This window comes from Aeromonas sp. ANP5, from assembly GCF_963870295.1.
GTDB classification, from domain to species: domain Bacteria; phylum Pseudomonadota; class Gammaproteobacteria; order Enterobacterales; family Aeromonadaceae; genus Aeromonas; species Aeromonas veronii.
In genome coordinates this window covers 47671-67942 of sequence record NZ_CAWMRY010000019.1, presented here as the reverse complement: position 1 = coordinate 67942, position 20272 = coordinate 47671, and the positions used below count along the sequence as shown (strand labels likewise).

Annotated in this window: 17 protein-coding genes; all 17 read right to left on the bottom strand. The window is 61.2% G+C overall.

What is annotated here, in order from left to right; all coding sequences use genetic code 11:
- The 17 genes from AACT07_RS12345 to AACT07_RS12265 all read right to left on the bottom strand — a co-directional run bounded on the left by AACT07_RS12345 (position 1) and on the right by AACT07_RS12265 (position 20259).
- Complete coding sequence (locus AACT07_RS12345; protein WP_069528003.1) at positions 1-1458, bottom strand: HD-GYP domain-containing protein; 1458 nt, start codon at positions 1456-1458, stop codon at positions 1-3.
- A complete protein-coding gene (locus AACT07_RS12340) occupies positions 1455-2591 on the bottom strand; it encodes an FIST C-terminal domain-containing protein (RefSeq protein ID WP_069528001.1) in 1137 nt (378 codons plus the stop codon). Before AACT07_RS12340 ends, AACT07_RS12345 begins: the two co-directional genes overlap by 4 nt.
- Before the next feature lie 232 nt (positions 2592-2823).
- Positions 2824-4287, bottom strand: a complete 1464-nt coding sequence (gene nuoN, locus AACT07_RS12335; RefSeq protein ID WP_069527999.1) for an NADH-quinone oxidoreductase subunit NuoN — start codon at positions 4285-4287, stop codon at positions 2824-2826.
- Complete coding sequence (nuoM, locus tag AACT07_RS12330) at positions 4284-5828, bottom strand: NADH-quinone oxidoreductase subunit M (protein ID WP_005337249.1); 1545 nt, start codon at positions 5826-5828, stop codon at positions 4284-4286. The genes nuoN and nuoM overlap by 4 nt, the downstream gene beginning before the upstream one ends.
- Before the next feature lie 98 nt (positions 5829-5926).
- A complete protein-coding gene (nuoL, locus tag AACT07_RS12325; protein WP_069527997.1) occupies positions 5927-7774 on the bottom strand; it encodes an NADH-quinone oxidoreductase subunit L in 1848 nt (615 codons plus the stop codon).
- The gene (nuoK, locus tag AACT07_RS12320) at positions 7771-8079 is read right to left on the bottom strand and encodes an NADH-quinone oxidoreductase subunit NuoK (protein ID WP_005337247.1); all 309 of its coding nucleotides are present in this window, start codon (positions 8077-8079) and stop codon (positions 7771-7773) included. The genes nuoL and nuoK overlap by 4 nt, the downstream gene beginning before the upstream one ends.
- Positions 8076-8627, bottom strand: a complete 552-nt coding sequence (gene nuoJ / locus AACT07_RS12315) for an NADH-quinone oxidoreductase subunit J (RefSeq protein WP_069527995.1) — start codon at positions 8625-8627, stop codon at positions 8076-8078. Before nuoJ ends, nuoK begins: the two co-directional genes overlap by 4 nt.
- 10 nt (positions 8628-8637) lie before the next feature.
- Positions 8638-9180: an NADH-quinone oxidoreductase subunit NuoI gene (gene nuoI / locus AACT07_RS12310; RefSeq protein ID WP_005351100.1), complete on the bottom strand. Its 543-nt coding sequence runs from the start codon at positions 9178-9180 to the stop codon at positions 8638-8640.
- A 10-nt stretch (positions 9181-9190) separates the two neighbouring features.
- Positions 9191-10159: an NADH-quinone oxidoreductase subunit NuoH gene (nuoH, locus tag AACT07_RS12305; RefSeq protein WP_005337244.1), complete on the bottom strand. Its 969-nt coding sequence runs from the start codon at positions 10157-10159 to the stop codon at positions 9191-9193.
- The gene (gene nuoG / locus AACT07_RS12300; RefSeq protein WP_069527994.1) at positions 10156-12894 is read right to left on the bottom strand and encodes an NADH-quinone oxidoreductase subunit NuoG; all 2739 of its coding nucleotides are present in this window, start codon (positions 12892-12894) and stop codon (positions 10156-10158) included. Before nuoG ends, nuoH begins: the two co-directional genes overlap by 4 nt.
- Before the next feature lie 41 nt (positions 12895-12935).
- Positions 12936-14321 carry an NADH-quinone oxidoreductase subunit NuoF gene (gene nuoF / locus AACT07_RS12295; protein ID WP_005359832.1) on the bottom strand — a complete coding sequence of 462 codons (1386 nt, stop codon included), beginning with the start codon at positions 14319-14321 and terminating at the stop codon, positions 12936-12938.
- Positions 14318-14860, bottom strand: coding sequence for an NADH-quinone oxidoreductase subunit NuoE (gene nuoE / locus AACT07_RS12290; protein ID WP_005337236.1), 543 nt, complete (start codon positions 14858-14860; stop codon positions 14318-14320). Before nuoE ends, nuoF begins: the two co-directional genes overlap by 4 nt.
- 80 nt (positions 14861-14940) lie before the next feature.
- Positions 14941-16746 carry an NADH-quinone oxidoreductase subunit C/D gene (gene nuoC, locus AACT07_RS12285; protein WP_069527992.1) on the bottom strand — a complete coding sequence of 602 codons (1806 nt, stop codon included), beginning with the start codon at positions 16744-16746 and terminating at the stop codon, positions 14941-14943.
- Between the two features lie 2 nt (positions 16747-16748).
- Positions 16749-17423, bottom strand: a complete 675-nt coding sequence (locus tag AACT07_RS12280) for a NuoB/complex I 20 kDa subunit family protein (RefSeq protein ID WP_005344917.1) — start codon at positions 17421-17423, stop codon at positions 16749-16751.
- Between the two features lie 29 nt (positions 17424-17452).
- Positions 17453-17857 (bottom strand): NADH-quinone oxidoreductase subunit A, encoded by a 405-nt coding sequence (locus tag AACT07_RS12275; RefSeq protein ID WP_005344919.1) that lies wholly within the window; start codon positions 17855-17857, stop codon positions 17453-17455.
- Positions 17858-18236: 379 nt separating this feature from the next.
- Complete coding sequence (locus tag AACT07_RS12270) at positions 18237-18806, bottom strand: Lcl C-terminal domain-containing protein (RefSeq protein WP_069527989.1); 570 nt, start codon at positions 18804-18806, stop codon at positions 18237-18239.
- A 13-nt stretch (positions 18807-18819) separates the two neighbouring features.
- Positions 18820-20259, bottom strand: a complete 1440-nt coding sequence (locus tag AACT07_RS12265; RefSeq protein WP_069527986.1) for an Lcl C-terminal domain-containing protein — start codon at positions 20257-20259, stop codon at positions 18820-18822.
- Positions 20260-20272: the final 13 nt, after the last annotated feature.

Below are 20272 nucleotides of genomic sequence, written 5' to 3'. Positions count from 1 at the left end.
TTATCCCGCCTTGTCTGCAAGTTGACTGATGGGAGGACCGAAGTGGTAGCCGGTCTGCCAGAGCACGATACAGCTGTTGACCACTTTTTCATCGTAATGGATCCCGGCATAGCGGGTCAGTTCGGCAAAGGCGTCACTCAGGGGCATGGCCCGGCGGAACGGGCGATGGGAGGTCATGGCGATCAGCGAGTCGGCCACCCGGATAATGCGCGCCTCCAGGGTAATGGCGTTGCCCGCCAGCCCCTGCGGATAGCCGCTGCCATCGAGGTTTTCGTGGTGCTGCAGCACTATGGTGGCGATGGGCCAGGGGAAGTCGATCTGTTTGAGAATATCGTGGCCTGCCTGGGGGTGCTGCTTGATCAGTTCGAACTCCACTGGCCGCAATTCACGGGGGCGAGTGATGATCTCGGTGGGGATCTGCAGCAGGCCAATATTGTGCACCATGGCCGCCAGTCCCAGCGCATCCAGCCGCTCTTGCCGCAGCTGCATGGCCTGCCCGATGGCCAGTGCCAAATCTCGCACCCTCAGCTCATGGCCCGCACTGTTGCGATCCTTGTGGCTGATGGCGCTGGCGAGGGCACTGATGGTCTGGAACAGCAGGTCACGCTGGTGGCGCTCGCTCTCCTTGAGGCGGGTGATGTCGACCAGAGTGCCGATGATGCCGGCAACCATCCCCTGATGGTCATAGAAGAGATCCTTGAAACAGATGACCTGATAGCGCATGCCATTGCGGTCATGCAACTGCTGTTCGATGCACTGGGGCTGGCGACTTCGCAGCAACTCGGCTTCCCGCATGCTGTAGGCCTCGGCAAGCCCGGCTGGCAGCAGCTCCTCGACCCGTCGACCCAGCAGCGCCTCCTTGCCGAGGCCGATCACCTGATTGAAGGCCTGGTTGCAGCCCAGAAATCGCCCTTCGATATCTTTGTAGAACACCGGGATCGGGATGGCCTTGAGCAGGGATTCGTTGAAGTGTTTCAGATCCTTCAGTTCGGCCTGCTGACGCAGGGCGAGCAGCTCGCTGTCTTTGCAGAGGGAAATGGCGCGGGCCAGGTTGCCGAGCACTGGGCTGAACAGATGGCAGACCGGTACGATCTGCTGATGTGGCTGGGGGGCGAGCAGCAAGATGAGATAACCCCCTTCAACCTTGAGCCGATAGGCAAACTGGTAGGGGCGGCTGCCCGGCAGGGGGAGTGTCTGTTGCAGCAGGCAGTGCTCCTCCTCGCTGACCCACCCAGGCAGGGTCAGGGTGGTGCCGGTGTGCTGACGCAACTGCTCGTCGCCGATCACCTTGAGCAGCTTGTATCCCTCCCGTTGTTGCTGCAATACCGCGCCAACTGGCGTGGCGCAGTGATGCATAAAACGTTGCAGTACCTTGGTGAGCAGCGCATCTAGCGTGACTTCACGCCCGATGCAGAGCGCCAGATCGCAGACGATGGCCATGGCGTGGTCGTTGTTCATATCAATGCCCCGTTACAGAGAATGGCGCCGTTATGACATTGGGGGTAATCCCCGTGGCGCACGCTGCCAATTTCGCCAAGGGAGAGGGCTCCTGCCAGATCGCCGGCCCCCGAGTGGGTCAGCAGGGTGTGCAGCTCGGTCACCGTCTGCTGGTCGAAGTGCAACTGGCGTCCCGCGCAGTAGTAGACCTCCAGCAAGTGTGCCCGGGTGAGGGTTTGTTGCTGGTTGAGGCGCCTGGCCAGTGAGCAGGCATGTTCGGTGGCACTCTCTGGCGCCTTCAGCAGAGTGAGGATGCTGTGCTCTGCGACCTCGCCGGCGCAGAGCAGGGCGCCGTCATCGTTTGCCTCGACGGGAATCCTGACAATCACATCCCCGTTGGCCCGCAGCAGGCCCAGTGGCATGTGCACCACGAAACGGTAGAGCTCCTCGCGCACCATATTGTGCTGGAATTGCTGGCGGATCAGCCCCTGATATTTTTGAAAGGCCGGTTGCCAATCGATGTAGGCAATCTTGTTCGCTTCACTGCTGGTGGCCAGCATCGGTTGGGCCGAGAGTTGGTAACCATGTTCCAGAAAGGGAAAGCTGTTGCTGGGCAGCTGCGTGCAGGTAACCCCGTAGGCAAGTTGCCGTTGATTGTCGAACAGGCAGGCAAGGGGGGTGAAGCTGCCGCTGCCTGCGTTGGCGCCGGCATAGTTGACGCGATTGGCCAGTTGCAGATAAAGCGCATCCAGAATGGAGGCGATATTGGGAATGAGGTTGTCGAAGGTCAGAAACAGGGTTGGTGGCGGCGAAGGGGTTGGCCAGGTGGCCAGCATGTTCTCCACCTGTTCCGCAATCCGGTGGGCAAGGGATACTGCGCTGGCCTGCGGTGTCAGGGGCAGCAGTGTGGCGTGATAGGGGTTGGCTCTGGGCAGTAGCCAAGCCCCTTGCGGCAACAATCCTTGCGCACCGATCAGCTGGGGGAAAATGGCGCCATCCAGGGCGATGTTGAAGTCGCGGCACAACTGCTGCAACAGGGGAACCTGTGCGCAATCCTGTTCGGCCAGCAGTATGGTCAGCTTGCCTCCTTGCAAGGGTGCCAGCGTGGCGGCCAGTTCTGTCGGGTTAAATTGGCAAACGTAGTGTTGCTTCATCAATCTGAACTCCATTCCAGAATATAACCAATATATCAATAAGGAATTCAAGAGGGTATGAGGATCTCGCCCGGTTCTGGTTGTATGGCAAAAACCATGATGGGTATCACCCTCGCTGACGGATCTGTCATTTGCTGGCTCGCGGAGTGCGCGATGCTGTCGGACCGGAAATAGAAAACCGGCAGCCAAGGCTGCCGGTTTTGCGGGTAATGATGGGTAGTGACGGTAAAGGTTACTGCAATACCACGTGCTGGAACCCTTGTACCAGGCTGATGACCGGCTGGGGATAGAGCCCCAGCAACACCACCAGGGCGGCAGAGAGCAGTACTACCACACCGCCGGAGGAGAGTGCCCAGTCGGCGCTGGCATCGCGCTGCTGCATACCCGGTTCGCGCAGATAGAGGGTCACCATCACCTTGAGGTAGTAGTAGAGACCCAGTGCGCTGCCGAGCACGATGGCGCCGGAGAGCCACCAGAGCTGCGCCTCGACGGTGACGCCGATGAGGTAGAACTTGCCGATAAAGCCGAGGGTCATCGGGATGCCCGCGAGGGACAACATCATCACCGTCAGTACGGCAGTCAGATAGGGGCGCTTCCAGAACAGGCCGCGATAGCTGTGCAGGGAGTCTGCATCCTTGCCGCGATAGGGGCTCGACATCATGCTCACCACCCCAAAGGCACCCAGGCTGGTGAAGAGATACATCAGCAGGTAGACCCCGGCTGCTTCCACCGGCATCTGGCCGAATCGGCTCGCCACGATCACCGCCAGCAGGTAACCGAAGTGGGAGATGGAGGAGTAACCCAGCATCCGTTTGACGTTGGTCTGCACCAGGGCCAGCAGGTTGCCGACCATGATGGATATGACCGCCATGGCTGCCAGCAGCCAGTGGATCATGGGATCGCTCGCCGCCGGTACCGCCAGATAGAAGCGCAGCAGCACGGCAAAGACCGCCACCTTGCTGACGGTGGCGAGGAAGGTGGCGACCGGTGCCGGGGCACCTTCGTAGACATCCGGGGTCCAGAGGTGGAAGGGGGCCAAGGAGAGTTTAAAGGCAAAGCCGACCAGCATTAACCCCAAACCGCCCATCAGCAGCGGATGGTGAGCCGGGCTCTCGGCCAGGGTCTGCCCCAGGGCGGCAAAGCTCAGGCTGCCCGCCTGTGCGTAGAGTAGCGCCATGCCAAACAGCAGGAAGGCGGTGGCGGCGGCAGAGAGCACCATGTATTTCACCGCAGCTTCCAGCGAGTGGCGCTCGCGGTAGGCGTAACCCACCAGACCGAACATCGGCAGGGTCAGCATCTCAATCCCGATAAAGAGGGAGGCGAGGTGACGGGAGCAGGCCAGCACCAGACCACCAGCGGTGGCGATCAGCAGCAGCAGGAAGAACTCCTCCCGGTTGTCCGGGTAGGCTTTCAGCCACGATTGACCGAAGGTGCAGGTGGCCAGGGCGCCGATGAGCACCAGTCCCATGTAGAAGACGGCGTAACTGTCCACTTGCAGCAGCGGGGTGACCCCCTGATCCCCTTGCGCCATCACGATGGGCAGCGAGAACAGAGCAAGGTTGAGGCCAACAATGGTCACGGTAAAGGCGGTGGTGACACAGCGGCGCCAGGCGATGGCCAGCATCAGGGCTGCCATGGCCCCGGTGGTCAACAGCAGGGGAAGCAGTGCCAGCAGTTGGGAAGCGGAGAAAGTCATTGCAGGGCTCCAGCAGTCGGCAGCAGATACCAGTGCAGCACGTTGATAAGGCTGCTGCTGGCGGTGTCAATCACGGGTTGGGGATAGAGGCCAAGCAGAACCAGCAGGCCCGCGATCACCATCATCATGGTCAGCTCGCGGCGATCCAGTCCCTTGAGCATGCTCTCATCCTTGGCGGGGCCAAAGCAGGCACGCTGCAACATGATGAGAGAGTAGACCGAGGCCAGCACCAGACCGAAGGTGGCGACTGCCGTGATGACAGGGGCAACCTGGAAGCTGCCGACCAGGATCAGGAACTCGCCGACAAAGTTGCCGGTGCCCGGCATGCCAAGTGACGCCACCGAGAAGAAGAGCATCACACCGGGCAGATAGCGCAAGCGTCCCCACAGACCGCCCATCTGGCGCAGATCCCGGGTGTGCAACCGCTCGTAGAGCTGACCGCAGAGGATAAAGAGGCCGGCAGCGGAGAGACCGTGGGCGATCATCTGCACCACGGCGCCCTGCAGGGCCAGCTCGCTACCCGAGTAGATGGCGATCATCACAAAGCCCATGTGGGAGATGCTGGTGTAGGCTACCAGCCGTTTGATGTCGGTCTGGGCAAAGGCCACGATGGCACCGTAGACGATCCCGATCAGGCCAAGCACCATGGCGTAGGGAGCAAACTCGGCGGATGCTTCGGGGAAGAGCGGCAAGGCAAAGCGCAGCAGACCGTAGGCGGCGGTTTTCAGCAAAATACCGGCGAGATCCACCGAACCTGCGGTCGGCGCCTGACTGTGGGCATCCGGCAGCCAGCCGTGCAGCGGTACCAGCGGCATCTTGACCGCGAAGGCGATAAAGAATCCCAGCATCAGCAGCCACTGAACGCCCTTGCTCATCGGTGTATTGAGCAGCTCCAGATAGTTGAAGGTGAAGACTCCGGTGGCATGCTGGTGGGTCAGCACCAGCCCGATGATGGCCACCAGCATGATAAGGCCCGAAACCTGGGTGTAGATGAAGAACTTGGTTGCGGCGTTGATCCGTGATTTGCCGTCAGTGACCGAGTGGCCCCAGAGCGCAATCAGGAAGTACATGGGGACCAGCATCATCTCCCAGAAGAAGAAGAAGAGGAACAGGTCCAGCGCCATGAAGACCCCGAGCACGCCGCCCAGGATCCAGAGCAGGTTTAGATGGAAGAAGCCGATGCGCTGCACGATCTCTTTCCACGAACAGAGAATGGCCAGCACCCCGATAAAGCAGGTGAGGATCACCATCAAGAGCGACAGGCCATCCACAGCCAGATGCAAAGAGATGCCGAAGCGGGGGATCCACGGCAGGCGCCACTCGGCGGCCCAGGCGGAGGCAGCACCGGAGACGCCCGCGCTGTCGAGGCCCGTGGTGGCAAGGGAGAAGTCTCCACTTAGCCAGATGGCACAGGAGAGCAGCAGGCTGGCGCTCATGGAGAGCAGGGCTACCCAGCGGACAAACTGCCCGCCGAGACGCTCCATCTGCCAGCAGAGCAAGCCGCCGATAAAAGGAATTAGCAAGATCCAGAGTAAGGTCACGGTATCAGCTCTCGTTCAAGTTCATATGAGATTGCGCTCCCTGTTCCATCAGGGAAAGCAAACAGCTTGGCTGTATGATTGTCCGGTTGTTCATCGCGTTACCCCAGCAGCAACAGCGCCAGCACCAGCACGGCGCCGATCCCCATGGAGGCGGCATACCAGCGCAACTTGCCGGTCACGGTCCAGGCCAGCAGCTGGTTGCCACGCAGGGCAAGCCAGGCGGGCAGGCCCATCATCCAGTCCAGCGGATCCTGCCCGACCAGACGGGTCGCCAGCAGATAGGGTTTGACCCACAGCTGGTCGTAGAGCCAGTCAAAGCCCCAGGCGTTGAACCAGAGGGTGCTGAGCAGGCGGCCCGGCGCGCTGTTGGCAATGGAGGTGGCCAGACGGCGCTCACCAAGGAACAGAAATGCGGCCAGCGCGATGCCAGCAATGGCAATGATGCCGGAGGCTACCTCCAGCGCATGGCGACCCTCTTCGATATGGTCCCCCGGGCCTGCGGGTAGTACACCTGCCAGTGGCGGGGTGATCAGCGCGCCTATGCCGGTGGAGAGCACCAGCAATACCAGCAGCGGCAGATGGTGAGCCAGACCGTGGCCCGCATGGGCTTTGGTCTGCTCTTTGCCATGGAAGGCGATAAAGATCAGCCGGAAGGTGTAGAGCGAGGTGAGGAATGCCCCTACCAGACCTGCCCACAGCAGCGCGCTTTGGCCAGAGGCTTCTACTTGCCACAGGATGGCGTCCTTACTGTAGAAACCGGAAGTGACCAGCGGCAATGCCGCCAGCGCCGAGCCCCCTACCAGGAAGCAGGCATAGACCAGCGGCAAACTCTTGCGCAGGCCCCCCATCTTGAAGATGTTCTGCTCGTGGTGGGTCGCGACGATGACGGCACCGGCGGAGAGGAACAGCAGCGCCTTGAAGAAGGCGTGGGTCATCAGGTGGAAGATGGCCCCTTGCCATGCGCCGACACCCAGTGCCAGAAACATGTAGCCAATCTGGCTCATGGTGGAGTAGGCGAGGATCCGCTTGATATCGGTCTGAACCAGCGCGGCAAAGCCTGCCAGCACCAGGGTGATGGCGCCAACCAGCCCGACCAGATGGAGGATCTCTGGCGCCAGCAGGAACAGGCCGTGGGTACGGGCAATCAGGTAGACACCGGCGGTCACCATGGTGGCAGCGTGGATCAACGCGGAGACAGGGGTCGGGCCTGCCATCGCATCCGCCAGCCAGGTTTGCAGCGGCAGCTGTGCCGATTTGCCGACCGCGCCGCCCAGGAGCATCAGGCAGGCCAGCGACAGGGCAGGGGAGCCCTCGGCAAACAGGGTCGGGGCACGAACCAGCAGCTCGTGGATATTGAGGGTGCCCAGCTCCCGATAGAGGATAAACAGGCCGATGGCGAGGAAGACATCACCCACCCGGGTCACGACAAATGCCTTGAGGGCCGCTGCGCCGTTCTTGCGATCCTTGTAGTAGAAGCCGATCAGCAGATAGCTGCACAGCCCTACCCCTTCCCAGCCGAGGTAGACAAACAGCAGGTCATCAGCCAGCACCAGAAACAGCATGCTGGCGATAAAGAGGTTGGTGTAGGTGAAGAAGCGGGAGTAGCCCTCTTCACCGCGCATATACCAGGAGGCGAACAGGTGGATAAAGAAACCGACCCCGGTCACCACCCCCAGCATGGTCAGCGACAGGCCATCCAGTGCCAGCGAGAAGCTCGGGGTAAAGTTGCCCACCGCCATCCATTGCCACAGGCGCTGGACATAGACGCCCCCCTCGGGCGGGTTGCCCAGAAAGTCGATGCCCACCCACAGGGTAATGAGGGCCGACAGGCCAATGGAGCCTACCCCGATCAGCGCCGAGGTACGCTCGCCAAACCGTCCGAGGGAGAAGGCCAGCACCAGCCATCCCAGCAGCGGAAATAGAAAAGTCAGATATAAGAGGCTCATCCGCGCATCTCGCTCACAGTGTCCACGTTCAGGGTGTGGTAACGACGATAGAGCAGCAGTAACAGGGCAAGGCCGATACTGGCCTCCGCTGCCGCCAGAGAAATCACCAGGATATACATGATCTGGCCATCGGCCTGGGCCCAGCGGCTACCCGCCACCACAAACGCCAGTGCCGAGGCATTCATCATGATCTCGATACTCATCAGGATGTAGAGCAGGTTGCGGCGGATCAGCAGACCGCACAAGCCGATGCAGAAGAGCACCGCGGCCAGCAGGAGACCGTGCTCCATAGGGATTCCATTCATTGCTGACCTCCTTCTTGTGCAGAGCGGGAAGTAGAGCGCGGGACGGAGAGCACTTCACCGCTCTTCTCTTCCCGACCCAGGTGATAGGCGGTTACCAGACCCGCCAGCAGCAGGATGGAGGCAAGCTCCACCGCCAACACATAGGGGCCAAAGAGCTCGACACCCACCTGCTTGGCGGTCACCTCGGTCACTCCGATCAGGCCCCCGGTCACCCCGAGAATGCCGTGGGCCAGAAAGCCCAGCAGGATCAGCGAGAGCAGGGCTGGGCCCCCCCAGGTCATGGGGGTGAGCCACTTTTTCTCCTGTGCCTGGGCACTCCCCAGGTTCAGCATCATCACCACGAACACGAACAGCACCATGATGGCGCCGGCGTAGACGATCACCTGCAGGGCGCCCGCAAAGGCGGCACCCAGGCAGAAGAAGATCATGGCCACGGCGATGAGGGAGATGATGAGATTGAGCAGCGCATGCATCGGATTGCTGGTGCTGATCACCCGCAGCGTGCTGTAAATGGCCACCAGGGCCGAGGCATAAAATGCCAGTTCCATGATTGACTCCTCAGGGCAGCAGGCTCTTGACATCGATGGGCTTGGCTTCGTTTTCGGCATCCCCTTTCGGCTTGCCGTCGATGGCCATCCCGCTCATGCGATAGAAGTTGTAGTCCGGGTATTTGCCGGGCCCGCTGATAAGCAGATCTTCCTTCTCGTACACCAGATCCTGGCGGCGATACTCACCCATCTCGAAATCCGGTGTCAGCTGGATGGCGGTGGTGGGGCAAGCCTCTTCACACAGGCCGCAGAAGATGCAGCGAGAGAAGTTGATGCGAAAGAACTCCGGATACCAGCGACCATCATCCCGCTCGGATTTTTGCAGCGAGATGCAGCCGACCGGGCAGGCAACTGCGCAGAGGTTGCAGGCCACGCAGCGCTCGTCCCCGTCGGGGTCGCGGGTCAGCACGATGCGACCGCGGTAGCGGGGGGCGGCATAGACTGCCTGCTCCGGATAGTTGAGGGTTTCACGGGGCCGCCAGGCATGGGAGAAGACCATGGCCAGACTGCGTAACTGGGTGCCGACACCCTGAATAATGCTAACAATTTTCATATTGAATGCCTCACTGCGTACTTATCAGTACAACTGCCGCGGTGACCAGCATATTGATCAGGGTCAGCGGCAAGCAGACTTTCCAGCCAAACGACATCACCTGGTCAAAGCGCGGGCGAGGCAGGGAGGCCCGCAGCAGGATGAAGAACACCATGAAACAGGCGGTCTTCAGGGCAAACCAGATGAAGGGGGGCAACCAGGGACCGTGCCAGCCACCGAAAAAGAGGGTCACGATGAGCGAGGAGATCAGCACGATGCCGATATACTCGCCCACGAAGAAGAGACCCCACTTCATCCCCGCATACTCGATGTGATAGCCATCGGCGAGCTCCTGCTCGGCTTCTGGTTGATCGAACGGGTGACGGTGGGTGACGGCGACACCGGCAAACAGGAAGGTGACAAAGCCCAAAATCTGGGGCACCACGTTCCACAAATCTGCCTGTGCCTCGACGATATCCCGCAGGTTGAAACTGCCGGTCTGGATCACAATCCCCATCAGGGAGAGCCCGAGAAACACCTCGTAGGAGAGGGTCTGGGCCGAGGCGCGCAAGCTGCCGAGCAATGAGTACTTGTTATTGCTCGACCAGCCGGCGAACAGCACAGCGTAGACCGCCAGCCCCGCGATGGCCAGGATGTAGAGCAGCCCCACGTTGAGGTCCGCCACACCCCAGGTGGGGGTGATCGGCACCACCGCAAACGCCAGAATAAAGGCGGTGAAGGCGATGATGGGGGCGAGGATAAAGATCCGGCGATCGGCGAAGGGCGGGATCCAGTCCTCCTTGAAGAACATCTTGATCATGTCGGCGGCCAGCTGGAGCAGACCAAACGGCCCCACCCGGTTGGGGCCGTAGCGATCCTGCCACAGGGCCAGCAGACGGCGCTCGATGAAGCTCATGAAGGCGCCAGCCCCTACGATCCCCACCAGCACGATCAGTGCCTTGCCCACCTCCAGCAACAGATCGATCAGCGACTCGCTCATGCGATGACCTCCTGCAGGTTAATGATTGAGGCTTGTTGCAGGGCCGTTGGCAGGCCGTTCACCCCAAGGGGGAGCCCCACCAAACCCGCGCTCAGCTGCTCGCTCAGGCGCAGGCGCAGTTGCCAGTGGCTACCGCCCCAGGAGAAGGAGACCTGACTGCCCCCGTGGAGGGCCAGACGCTCTGCATCAAGGGGATTGAGCACCAGCTCGGGTTCGTTCATTCGGGCCTGAATGAACGGGCTGCGAGCGGAGAGCTCCTCGCCGCCAAACAGCTGGGCATAATTGACAACCTGCAGCGCTTCTGAGGCCTTGAAGGTGGCGGGGATAGTTGCGAACCAACCAAGGGTATCCTCTGCTACTTCCAGCAGACGGCGACCCGGATCGCCAGCGCGCAGATGACCACCGACTTCATCCTGGAACTTGTTCCAGGCGGAAGGGGAGTTCCAGCCCGGCGCCCAGGCGAACGGTACTTGCGGCAGCGGCTGACGGGCACCGGCATACCCCTCCATGGAGAAGTTGAAGGGAGAGTCGGGATCTTGCGCCACCCGCGGCTCGCTGACGTTCTGATCCGCCAGCATGGAGGTGCGGCCGCTGTAGCGGTGCGGCTCACGGGCCAGTCGCATGCCACGGATCCGCAAGCCTGCATTGGGCGCCGCTTCCAGCATGGTAGCCAGCATCGGATTGCTGGAGGCACAGTCATGGTTGATCTGGCCGAAGTTCTGCCAGCGCAGCGGCTTGCGTTCGATCGCCCCTTGCAGCGCCGCCAGCCAGCGCCACCCTTCACGCACCTGAATATCGGCGTTGTAAAAGGCGGGTGCATAGACCTGGAAGAAGCGCTGGGCGCGCCCTTCCATGTTCACCAGCGTGCCATCGGCTTCGGCAAAACTGGCCGCTGGCAGCACCAGATCAGCCTTGTTGGCGGTCGGGGTCGCCTGATGGTCGATGACCAGCAGGTGCTGCAGCCGTGCCAGCGCAGCATCCACCCGGTTGCGCGGCGCGCGGCGGTAGAGATCGTTCTCCAGGGTGACCAGTGCCAACCCCTCTTCGGACTCGATACGCGCAAGGGCGGCTTCGAGCGGCTTGTCTGACAAGGTTTGAGCGCCCAGCATGGCCAGACCCAGCGAGTTGGCCTCCTGGCCAACCAGCGCGATGCTGGCTTCCAGACCTCGGCCCTTCAGGGCGCGGGCAATGTTGCTGGCCGCCTCAAGCAGCGCCACATCGCGGGCACTGGAGCCTGCAATGATGAGCGGCTTCCTGGCGTTGCCGAGCAGCTCGGCCCAGCGAGCCGCTTGTGCCTGCTGTTCGGGGCAGAGGTCGCTCACGGCCGGTGCGGCCGGGTCGAGCAGGTTGGCGATGGCAAAGCCAAGGCGCGCCTGATCGGCATAGGGGGCGTGCAGCGTGTCGGCCGCCACATCGTCAAGGCGGGTGGTGTCGAGGCTGGTGATAAGCAGCGGATAGCGCTCGTTCTGACCCAGAGTCTGAACGGCGGCAACCTGCCACAGGTCGACCTTCATCTTGCGGGCCAGCTCGCGGGCCTTGCCCTTGACAGCTTGACGCAGGGCCAGTGCAATTCGAGCCGCGCTCATGGTGACATCCTCGCCGAGCAGCAGAATGGCGTCGGCCTCTTCCATGTCGCGCAGGCTTGGTGTTGATACGCCGCCATGCTGCAAAATCTGCAGGATCTTCTGCTGGCATTCCCACTCGGCCTGCTCGATGCCTGCGTAGAAGTTGGCTTCGCCCACCAGCTCGCGCAGGGCAAAGTTGCTCTCCAGCGAGGCGCGGGGCGAGCCGATGCCGATGAGGCCGCAGGCCGTGCGCAGGGCATCGGCGGCGCGGTTGAGGGCGCCATCGACCGTGATGGTCAGCTGGTCGTTGCCATCTTTGAGCAGCGGTTGGCGCGGACGGTCGGCCAGATTGACGTAGCCATAGCCAAAGCGGCCACGGTCACAGAGGAAGTAGTGGTTGACGCTGCCGTGGAAGCGGTTTTCAATCCGGCGCAGTTCGCCATAACGCTCACCCGGACTGATGTTGCAGCCCACGGAGCATTGTTGGCAGATGCTGGGGGCAAACTGCATGTCCCACTTGCGGTTGTAACGCTCGGAGTGAGTCTTGTCGGTGAAGACGCCGGTGGGGCAGACCTCCACCAGGTTGCCGGAAAATTCGCTCTCCAGGGTGCCATCTTCGACCCGCCCAAAATAGACGTTGTCGTGGGCGCCATAGACCCCGAGGTCCTCGCCACCGGCATAATCCTTGTAGTAGCGGACGCAGCGGTAGCAGGCGATGCAGCGGTTCATCTCGTGACCGATGAAGGGGCCCAGCTCCTGATTCTGGTGGGTGCGTTTGGTGAAGCGGTAGCGACGGCTGTTGTGGCCAGTCATCACCGTCATGTCCTGCAGGTGGCAGGCGCCGCCCTCTTCACACACCGGACAGTCGTGGGGGTGGTTGGTCATCAGCCACTCCACCACGCTCTTGCGAAATTCTTTAGCCTCTTCATCCTCGATGGCGATGTAGCTGCCATCGGTGGCCGGGGTCATGCAGGACATGACCAGACGGCCGCGTTTGTCATCGGCATTCTGATACTGTTTCACCGCACACTGGCGGCAGGCGCCAACGCTACCCAGCGCCGGGTGCCAGCAGAAATAGGGGACGTCCAGACCCAGCGACAGACAGGCTTGCAGCAGGTTATCTGCCCCGTCTACCTCGTACTCTTTGCCGTCTACATAAATGGTTGCCATACAACTTCCCTGAAACCTGTTTTGTGAAATCTGTGGTGTCGTTACCAGCGCTCGCCCAGCAGATTGGGCTGGATCCCTTTGACCGGCTTGCGGTTATCACCGCTGCCTTTGATCCCGGCCTCGAATTCGGAGCGGAAATATTTGATGGCGCTGGCCAGCGGCTCGACGGCGCCCGGTGCGTGGGCGCAGAAGGTCTTGCCCGGGCCAAGGAAACCGCAGAGTTGTTCCAGAGTCGCCAGATCGCCGGATTGCCCTTCGCCACGCTCCAGTGCCCGCAGCAGCTTGACGCTCCAGGGCAGGCCGTCGCGGCAGGGCGTGCACCAGCCACACGACTCGCGGGCGAAGAACTCCTCCATGTTGCGCAGCAGGGAGACCATGCTGATGGAGTCATCCACCGCCATGGCGAGGCCAGTCCCCATCCGGGTACCGACCTTGCCGATACCGGCGGTATACATCTGGGCATCGAGGTGTTCCGGCAGCAGGAAGCCGGTGCCCGCGCCGCCCGGTTGCCAGGCTTTCAGGCGATAGCCGCTCTTCATCCCGCCGGCGTAATTTTCAAACAGCTCGCGGGCGGTGATGCCAAAGGGCAGCTCCCAGACCCCGGGGTTGTTCACCTTGCCGGAGAAGCCCATCAGCTTGGTGCCGTGATCTTCCGAGCCCGGCAGCGCCAGCCCGTGATACCAGGCGACCCCGTTGCCGATGATGGCGGGGACGTTGCAGAGGGTTTCGACGTTGTTGACGCAGGTGGGTTTGCCCCAGACGCCGGAAACGGCGGGGAAGGGGGGTTTGGCGCGCGGGTTGGCGCGTCGCCCTTCCAGCGAGTTGATAAGGGCCGTCTCTTCGCCACAGATGTAGCGGCCGGCGCCGGTGTGGACGAACAGCTCGAAGTCAAAACCGGATCCCAGAATGTTCTTGCCCAGTAGACCGGCGGCCTTGGCCTCTTCCACCGCACGGCGCAGGTGGATGGCAGCATCCACATATTCGCCGCGCAGGAAGATATAGCCGCGATAGGCTTTGAGCGCCCGGGCCGAGATGATCATCCCCTCGATCAGCAGGTGGGGCAGTTGCTCCATCAGCAGGCGATCTTTCCAGGTGTTAGGCTCCATCTCGTCGGCGTTGCAGAGCAGGTAGCGGATGTTCATGCTCTCGTCTTTGGGCATCAGCCCCCACTTCACACCCGTGGGGAAGCCCGCGCCGCCACGCCCCTTGAGACCGGCATCCTTGACGGTGCTGACGATCTCGTCCGGGCTCATCTGGCCGAGCGCTTTGCGCACCGCTTCATAGCCCTGCTTGGCCTGATACTCCTCCAGCCACACCGGCTGGCCGTCATCACGTAGCCGCCAGGTGAGCGGGTGGGTCTCGGGGGCTCGCGGGGTGCGATTGGCGGTGCCAAGAGAGGCGAGGATCTTGTTCTGCGGCAGGCTCATGGGTAAGCCTCCAGCGTTTTCAGCAAGGTCACCGGATCGAGGCCGCCATAGGTGTCGTCATCGATCATGATCGCTGGCCCCTTGTCGCAGTTGCCAAGGCAGCAGACCGGCAGCAAGGTGAAGCGGCCATCCGGGGTGGTTTGACCGGGGCCGAGGTTCATCACCTCCTTGAGACCGGCCAGCAGATCTTCATGGCCATTGATGTAGCAGACCATGCTGTCGCAGACGCGGATGATGTGACGCCCCACCGGCTGGCGGAAGATCTGGCTATAGAAGGTGGCGACCCCCTCCACGTCGCTGGCGGGAATGCCGAGCTCGGCGGCGATGGCGTGAATGGCGCCGTCGGGTACCCAGCCTCTGGCCTGCTGCACGATCTTGAGCGCTTCGATGCTGGCGGCGCGGGGATCTTCGTAGTGGTGTTTCTCGTGTTCGATGGCATCGCGTTCAGCCTGGCTCAGAACGAAGTCGTCCTGTTTGCTGCTGCATGCCCCTTGCCCCTGTGGGGTCTGATTATTGTGACACTGACATTGCTGGCTCATGACTTGACCTTTGGTGGCTTGTCCTTTTACTGCTCGTTCGGTGATTCTAATTCCCGGCCATGGCCGGGAGAGCGGATCACTTAACGGTCCACATCCGACATAACAAAATCGATACTGCCCAGATAGACGATGAGGTCCGACACCATGCTGCCCTTGATCACCGAGGGGATCTGCTGCAGGTGAGCAAAGCTCGGGGTGCGGATCCGGGTCCGGTAGCTCATGGTGGATCCGTCACTGGTCAGGTAGTAACTGTTGACCCCCTTGGTCGCCTCAATCATCTGGAACGACTCGGCAGCGGGCATCACCGGGCCCCAAGACACTTGCAGGAAGTGGTTGATCAGGGTCTCGATGTGCTGCAGGGTGCGCTCTTTGGGCGGCGGGGTTGTGAGGGGGTGATCCGCCTTGAAGGGGCCCTCCGGCATGTTTTTCATGCACTGCTCGATGATCGACATGCTCTGGCGGATCTCCTCGATCCGCACGGTGGCTCTGTCGTAGGCATCGCCATTGCTGCCGACCGGCACTTCAAAGTCGAACTGATCGTAACCGGAGTAGGGGCGCCACTTGCGCACGTCGAAATTGAGGCCGGTGGCGCGCAATCCGGCCCCCGTGGTGCCCCAGGACAACGCCTGCTCGGTGGTGTAGGCAGAGACGCCTATGGTTCGACCGCGCAGAATGCTGTTGCGCATCGCCGCTTTTTCGTAATCCATCAGCCGCTTGGGCAGCCAGCTCAGCAGGTTGTCCTGCACCAGCCGTTGCCATCCCTTCGGCAGGTCGTGGGCCACACCGCCGATGCGGAACCAAGCCGGGTGCATGCGGGCACCGGTGATCGCTTCGATGATGGTGTAGATCTTCTGCCGATCGGTGAAGGTGAAGAAGACCGGGGTCATGGCCCCCACGTCCTGAATATAGGTTCCGAGGAACAAGAGGTGGCTCTGGATGCGGAACAGCTCCGCCATCATCACCCGGATCATGTCGACCCGCTGCGGCACCTTGATGCCAGCCAGCTTCTCGACCGCCAGCACATAGGGGAGGTTGTTCATCACCCCGCCCAGATACTCGACCCGGTCGGTATAGGGGATGTAGCTGTGCCAGGACTGGCGCTCGCCCATCTTCTCGGCACCACGATGGTGGTAGCCGATGTCGGGCACGCAGTTGCGGATCTCCTCGCCATCGAGCTGCAACACCAACCGGAAGGCACCGTGGGCAGAGGGATGGTTGGGGCCGAGGTTCAAGAACATGTAGTCCTCGTTCTCGTTGCCGCGGGCCAGTCCCCACTCTTCCGGTTTGAACAGCAGGTTCTCCTGCTCCATGTCCTGTTTGGCGGCATCGAGCATGAAGGGATCGAATTCGGTAGCGCGCGCCGGGTAATCCTTGCGCAGCGGGTGACCCTGCCAGCTCTTGGGCATCATGATGCGGGTCAGATGGGGGTGGCCATCGAAGGTTATGCCCATCAGATCCCACACTTCCCGCTCGTACCAGTTGGCATTGGGGAAGTGGTTGGTGATGGTGGGCAGATGCAGGTCACTTTCGGCCAGCGCCACTTTCAGCATCACATCGGCGTTACGGTCGATGGAGATGAGGTGATAGAAGACGGTGAAATCGCTTTGCGGTAGACCGTCGCGATGGCTGCGCAGCCGCTCATCGGTGGCGCTGAGATCAAACAGCATCACAAACGGGGAGGGCACCTTGCGCAAGAAGCCCATCACATCCTGCAGCAGTTCGCGGGGAAGCCAGACCACCGGCACGCCGGTGCGCGTGGTCTGCACGGTGAAGTGCTCGACCCCGAAGTGGGCAAACAGTTCGCCAATGACTTTGGCATCCTTGTGGTCGCTGGGCTGCCACTGGGCCATGGCGTAATTGCTGGGAAAATCACGAGTCAGTTTCATGGTCAGATCTCATCCGGCGTGCGCAGGTTGGTCACATTGATCCGTTCGCCGCGCTTGCGCTCTTTTTCGGCCTGCATCTGGGGACGGTAGATCCCCTGATCGCCCACTACCCAGGAGAGGGGGCGGCGTTCTTTGCCGATGGAGTCCTGCAGCAGCATCAGGGCTTGCAAAAAGGCTTCGGGACGGGGCGGGCAACCCGGAATGTAGACGTCGACCGGCAGGAACTTGTCCACCCCCTGCACCACGGAATAGATGTCATACATGCCGCCTGAGTTGGCACAGGCGCCCATGGAGATCACCCACTTGGGTTCGAGCAGCTGTTCATACAGGCGTTGAATCACCGGTGCCATCTTGATGAAGGGGGTCCCTGCAATCACCATGAAATCGGCCTGACGCGGCGAAGCGCGGATAACTTCGGCGCCGAAGCGGGCCACATCGTGGGGGGAGGTGAAGGCGGTACACATCTCCACGTAGCAGCAGGAGATGCCGAAGTTGTAAGGCCAGAGGGAGTTTTTGCGGCCCCAGTTGACTGTGTCTTGCAGCACCTCCTCGAGACGGCCCATCATGATGCCGCGCGTCGCTTCTTGCGCCAGTGGGTCATCGACGGTCTGGCGCTGCTCCTGGGGGTAGCGCTCAACGGGTGCATCCGGGTCAATCCGGGTCAGGGTGTACTTCATGGTGCAACCTCAAGGAAAGGGTCTGTGGTTCAATCACTGTTTTTGTTGTTCAGCTGCGGTTTGCGCGGTGACCAGTCCAGTGCGCCGATGCGCCAGAGGTAGATCAGGCCGATAAGCAGCAGTCCGATGAAAATGGTGGCTTCAATAAAGCCGACCCAGCCGCTCTCCCGTACGGAGACAGACCAGGCAAACAGGTAGAGCGCCTCGACGTCGAAGATGACGAAGAACATGGCGACCAGATAGAACTTGGCGGAAAAACGCAGGCGGGCACTGCCGACCGAGTCGACACCAGATTCAAATGGCTTGTTCTTGGTGCGGCCGTAGGCACGACCTCCCAGCAGGGCGGCGAGGCCTATCATCACCAGACAGATGGTGATGGCACCGATGACATAAATGGCAAAAGCCCAATGTTGAGCAGAAATATCAGCAAACATAGAGGTTTTTCCTAACCAAATTAATCAAGCGACTTAACAATAATGTTACGCATTATGACACTTTCGCACTGATTTACATGTCATTTTTACGGGTTAATTATTAATCGGTTAACCGGTAATTAAATTTTGTTAAGAAGCGCACTTTTTTGCTGGTTATGGCGGGCGAGAAAGGCCTGTAAAGCGCAGAGAGCTGCTCCTCGTCATCACCTGAAAGGGGTAAATGCCGCGGGCGAAGCAGGATCAGGTCGGTATCGCGGGCAGGGGGCACAGGCGGGAGAAGAGCGTGATGGCGGGTGAGATAGGGGAGCGGCAAGAGCAATAAAAAGAGAGGCTCGCAAGCCTCTCCTGTCATCGCGTTCCGGTTTCGAGCGTGGGGCGGTCAGGGTTTATTGGCGACCAGCAAGACCTGATCCGGGTAGGCGCCAATGGAGCGAAGACCGATATCTCCCGAGGTGATATCCAGATACGCCCGCTGACCATTGGCGGAGGTTACCGTGCTGCTCATCAGATAGACATAGCCCTCATTGACCTCTTTACCGCCCCCCGCCATGGCGCGCGGGAAAATGGCTTCATTGAGAGAGGGCTTGTAGCAGGCATGCTCGACCAGGGTCGCTAACTCCTTGATGTCGGGCAGACGCCACTGGCTGATACCGCCGAAGTGATAGAGAGCATGACTGCTGTCACTGCGGATCCGCTCCGCCACTTGCAGCCCCTGCTGCCAGTAGTAAACGGTCGGTTCACCCAGGCAACTGTTGCCACTCCATGTCTGTCCCAGTTTGCAGCGCATCCAGGTGAGGCCGGTGTGTTGATCCGTGACGGTGCCGTTGCCATGGTCAAGAAAACGGGCAGAGGGGGCGGTGCGATCCATGGTGTCATCACAAATGGCAGCACCGTGGGCCAGGGGGGCCATCAGTGCCATCATGGCGAACGAAAAGCGATAAAGGCTCATGATATTCCTCGGATTATTGGGGAGTGGCGACCAGTCGTACCTGCATCAGCTCGATATAGGTATCTTGCTGCACCAGCGCGGGATAGGTGGTGCCCGCATCTTCTCCCAGGAGCAGGACTGTGCGTTTGCTGATGGGGCCACCGGAGAAGCGCTGAGCTGTGTTGCTGGTGGCGCTCCAGTAGTAGCCATGGTAGGTGTCATCTTCCGAGGGGGCGATATCCGGGAAGTAACGGGTATCCACGATGATGCGCTGACCCAGCGGGTCCTTGGCCAGGCTACCGTAGTGCATCAGTGACATCAGTTCACCCATGCTGGGCAGCCGCCACTGGCTGATGCCGCAGCGCTGCTCGCCATTGAGCCACTGCTGATACGCGCGGGTGGTCAGCATGGTGGTCAGCGCCTGTGCCCGGGCGAGGGCCGCCAGATCTCCTTCGGCGGTGAGCTGTTCGATCCTCTTATGAATATGCTGGTAGGCCGCTTGCTGCTCGCCTGCGGTCGCCTTGAACTGCTCATCCTCATAGGCAAAGGGTCTGCTTTTCCAGGCCGGGCTCAAGGGATCATCCGATTTGACCTCCCACACCAGACCGGTATTGAGATCCTTGACGCACTGCCAGCTCGGCGCGTTGTCAGGGAGCGCCTGACCGCGATCATCGAGTTTGCGATAGGCAAGCTGGGGACGAGTGCGATTCCAGCTGGCATCTTGTCCCGGATAGTCATCGGGTTCCTGTTCCAGCAGCGGGTCGTTGCCATCGCTGAAGGTGGTGACGCCGGTGACGGTTAGCAGGTTGCGTGGCTGCTGCTGCACCAGCAGGGTCAGCAGCTTGCTTTGGGTATCTTCAGCGAACTGGCCGTTGCGTTGCCACTCCTGAGCCAATTGCTCCAGCATCAGGCTGATGGCGCGATAGCTGGTGGTGAGCAACTGGGTCTCCTTGGCGGTGGCAAGGCGTGTGCGGGCCTGTTGCTGCAAGCTGATCGCCACCTGCTGTAGCGCCTGATCAAACTGGCCGAGACCTGCGAGGGCCGCGCGGTCGCTGCCCGGTTGCAGCGGCGCGAGGTCGGCCAGCAGCTGCGTCAGTGCGCGATCGGCGGCCACCCCTTCGGCAATGCGGCTCTGCCACAGGGTACTGAGCAGGGTTGGTTGCAGCCGTTGTGGATCCCCTTTGGCGGCCGGATGTGCCAGTAGCAGGCCTCCGCTCCTCGGTACGAAAAGCAGGGGCGAGTTGACGATGTTGGCCGAACGGCTGACCAGGGCCACAGCTCCTTCGCCGCTGACGGCAGGGTCGGCAGGATCACATTGCCAGTTCTGATCCAGATCGGCGCACAGGGTACCGGCAGTCGGCAGGGCGACATCGACCCGGTAGTCCGGGATCGCCAGTGGTGCGTTATCTTCCCCGCCGCCACAGGCGCTGAGCAGGGCTGAGAGGGTTGCAATAACCAGTACGGATGGTTTCACTTCACATTCCTTG

Coding starts and splice junctions, on each gene's coding strand:
- AACT07_RS12345 (WP_069528003.1), bottom strand. CDS start 1,458: ATGAACAACGACCACGCCATGGCCATCGTCTGCGATCTGGCGCTCTGC.
- AACT07_RS12340 (WP_069528001.1), bottom strand. CDS start 2,591: ATGAAGCAACACTACGTTTGCCAATTTAACCCGACAGAACTGGCCGCC.
- nuoN (WP_069527999.1), bottom strand. CDS start 4,287: ATGACTTTCTCCGCTTCCCAACTGCTGGCACTGCTTCCCCTGCTGTTG.
- nuoL (WP_069527997.1), bottom strand. CDS start 7,774: ATGAGCCTCTTATATCTGACTTTTCTATTTCCGCTGCTGGGATGGCTG.
- nuoK (WP_005337247.1), bottom strand. CDS start 8,079: ATGAATGGAATCCCTATGGAGCACGGTCTCCTGCTGGCCGCGGTGCTC.
- nuoJ (WP_069527995.1), bottom strand. CDS start 8,627: ATGGAACTGGCATTTTATGCCTCGGCCCTGGTGGCCATTTACAGCACG.
- nuoI (WP_005351100.1), bottom strand. CDS start 9,180: ATGAAAATTGTTAGCATTATTCAGGGTGTCGGCACCCAGTTACGCAGT.
- nuoH (WP_005337244.1), bottom strand. CDS start 10,159: ATGAGCGAGTCGCTGATCGATCTGTTGCTGGAGGTGGGCAAGGCACTG.
- nuoG (WP_069527994.1), bottom strand. CDS start 12,894: ATGGCAACCATTTATGTAGACGGCAAAGAGTACGAGGTAGACGGGGCA.
- nuoF (WP_005359832.1), bottom strand. CDS start 14,321: ATGAGCCTGCCGCAGAACAAGATCCTCGCCTCTCTTGGCACCGCCAAT.
- nuoE (WP_005337236.1), bottom strand. CDS start 14,860: ATGAGCCAGCAATGTCAGTGTCACAATAATCAGACCCCACAGGGGCAA.
- nuoC (WP_069527992.1), bottom strand. CDS start 16,746: ATGAAACTGACTCGTGATTTTCCCAGCAATTACGCCATGGCCCAGTGG.
- AACT07_RS12280 (WP_005344917.1), bottom strand. CDS start 17,423: ATGAAGTACACCCTGACCCGGATTGACCCGGATGCACCCGTTGAGCGC.
- AACT07_RS12275 (WP_005344919.1), bottom strand. CDS start 17,857: ATGTTTGCTGATATTTCTGCTCAACATTGGGCTTTTGCCATTTATGTC.
- AACT07_RS12270 (WP_069527989.1), bottom strand. CDS start 18,806: ATGAGCCTTTATCGCTTTTCGTTCGCCATGATGGCACTGATGGCCCCC.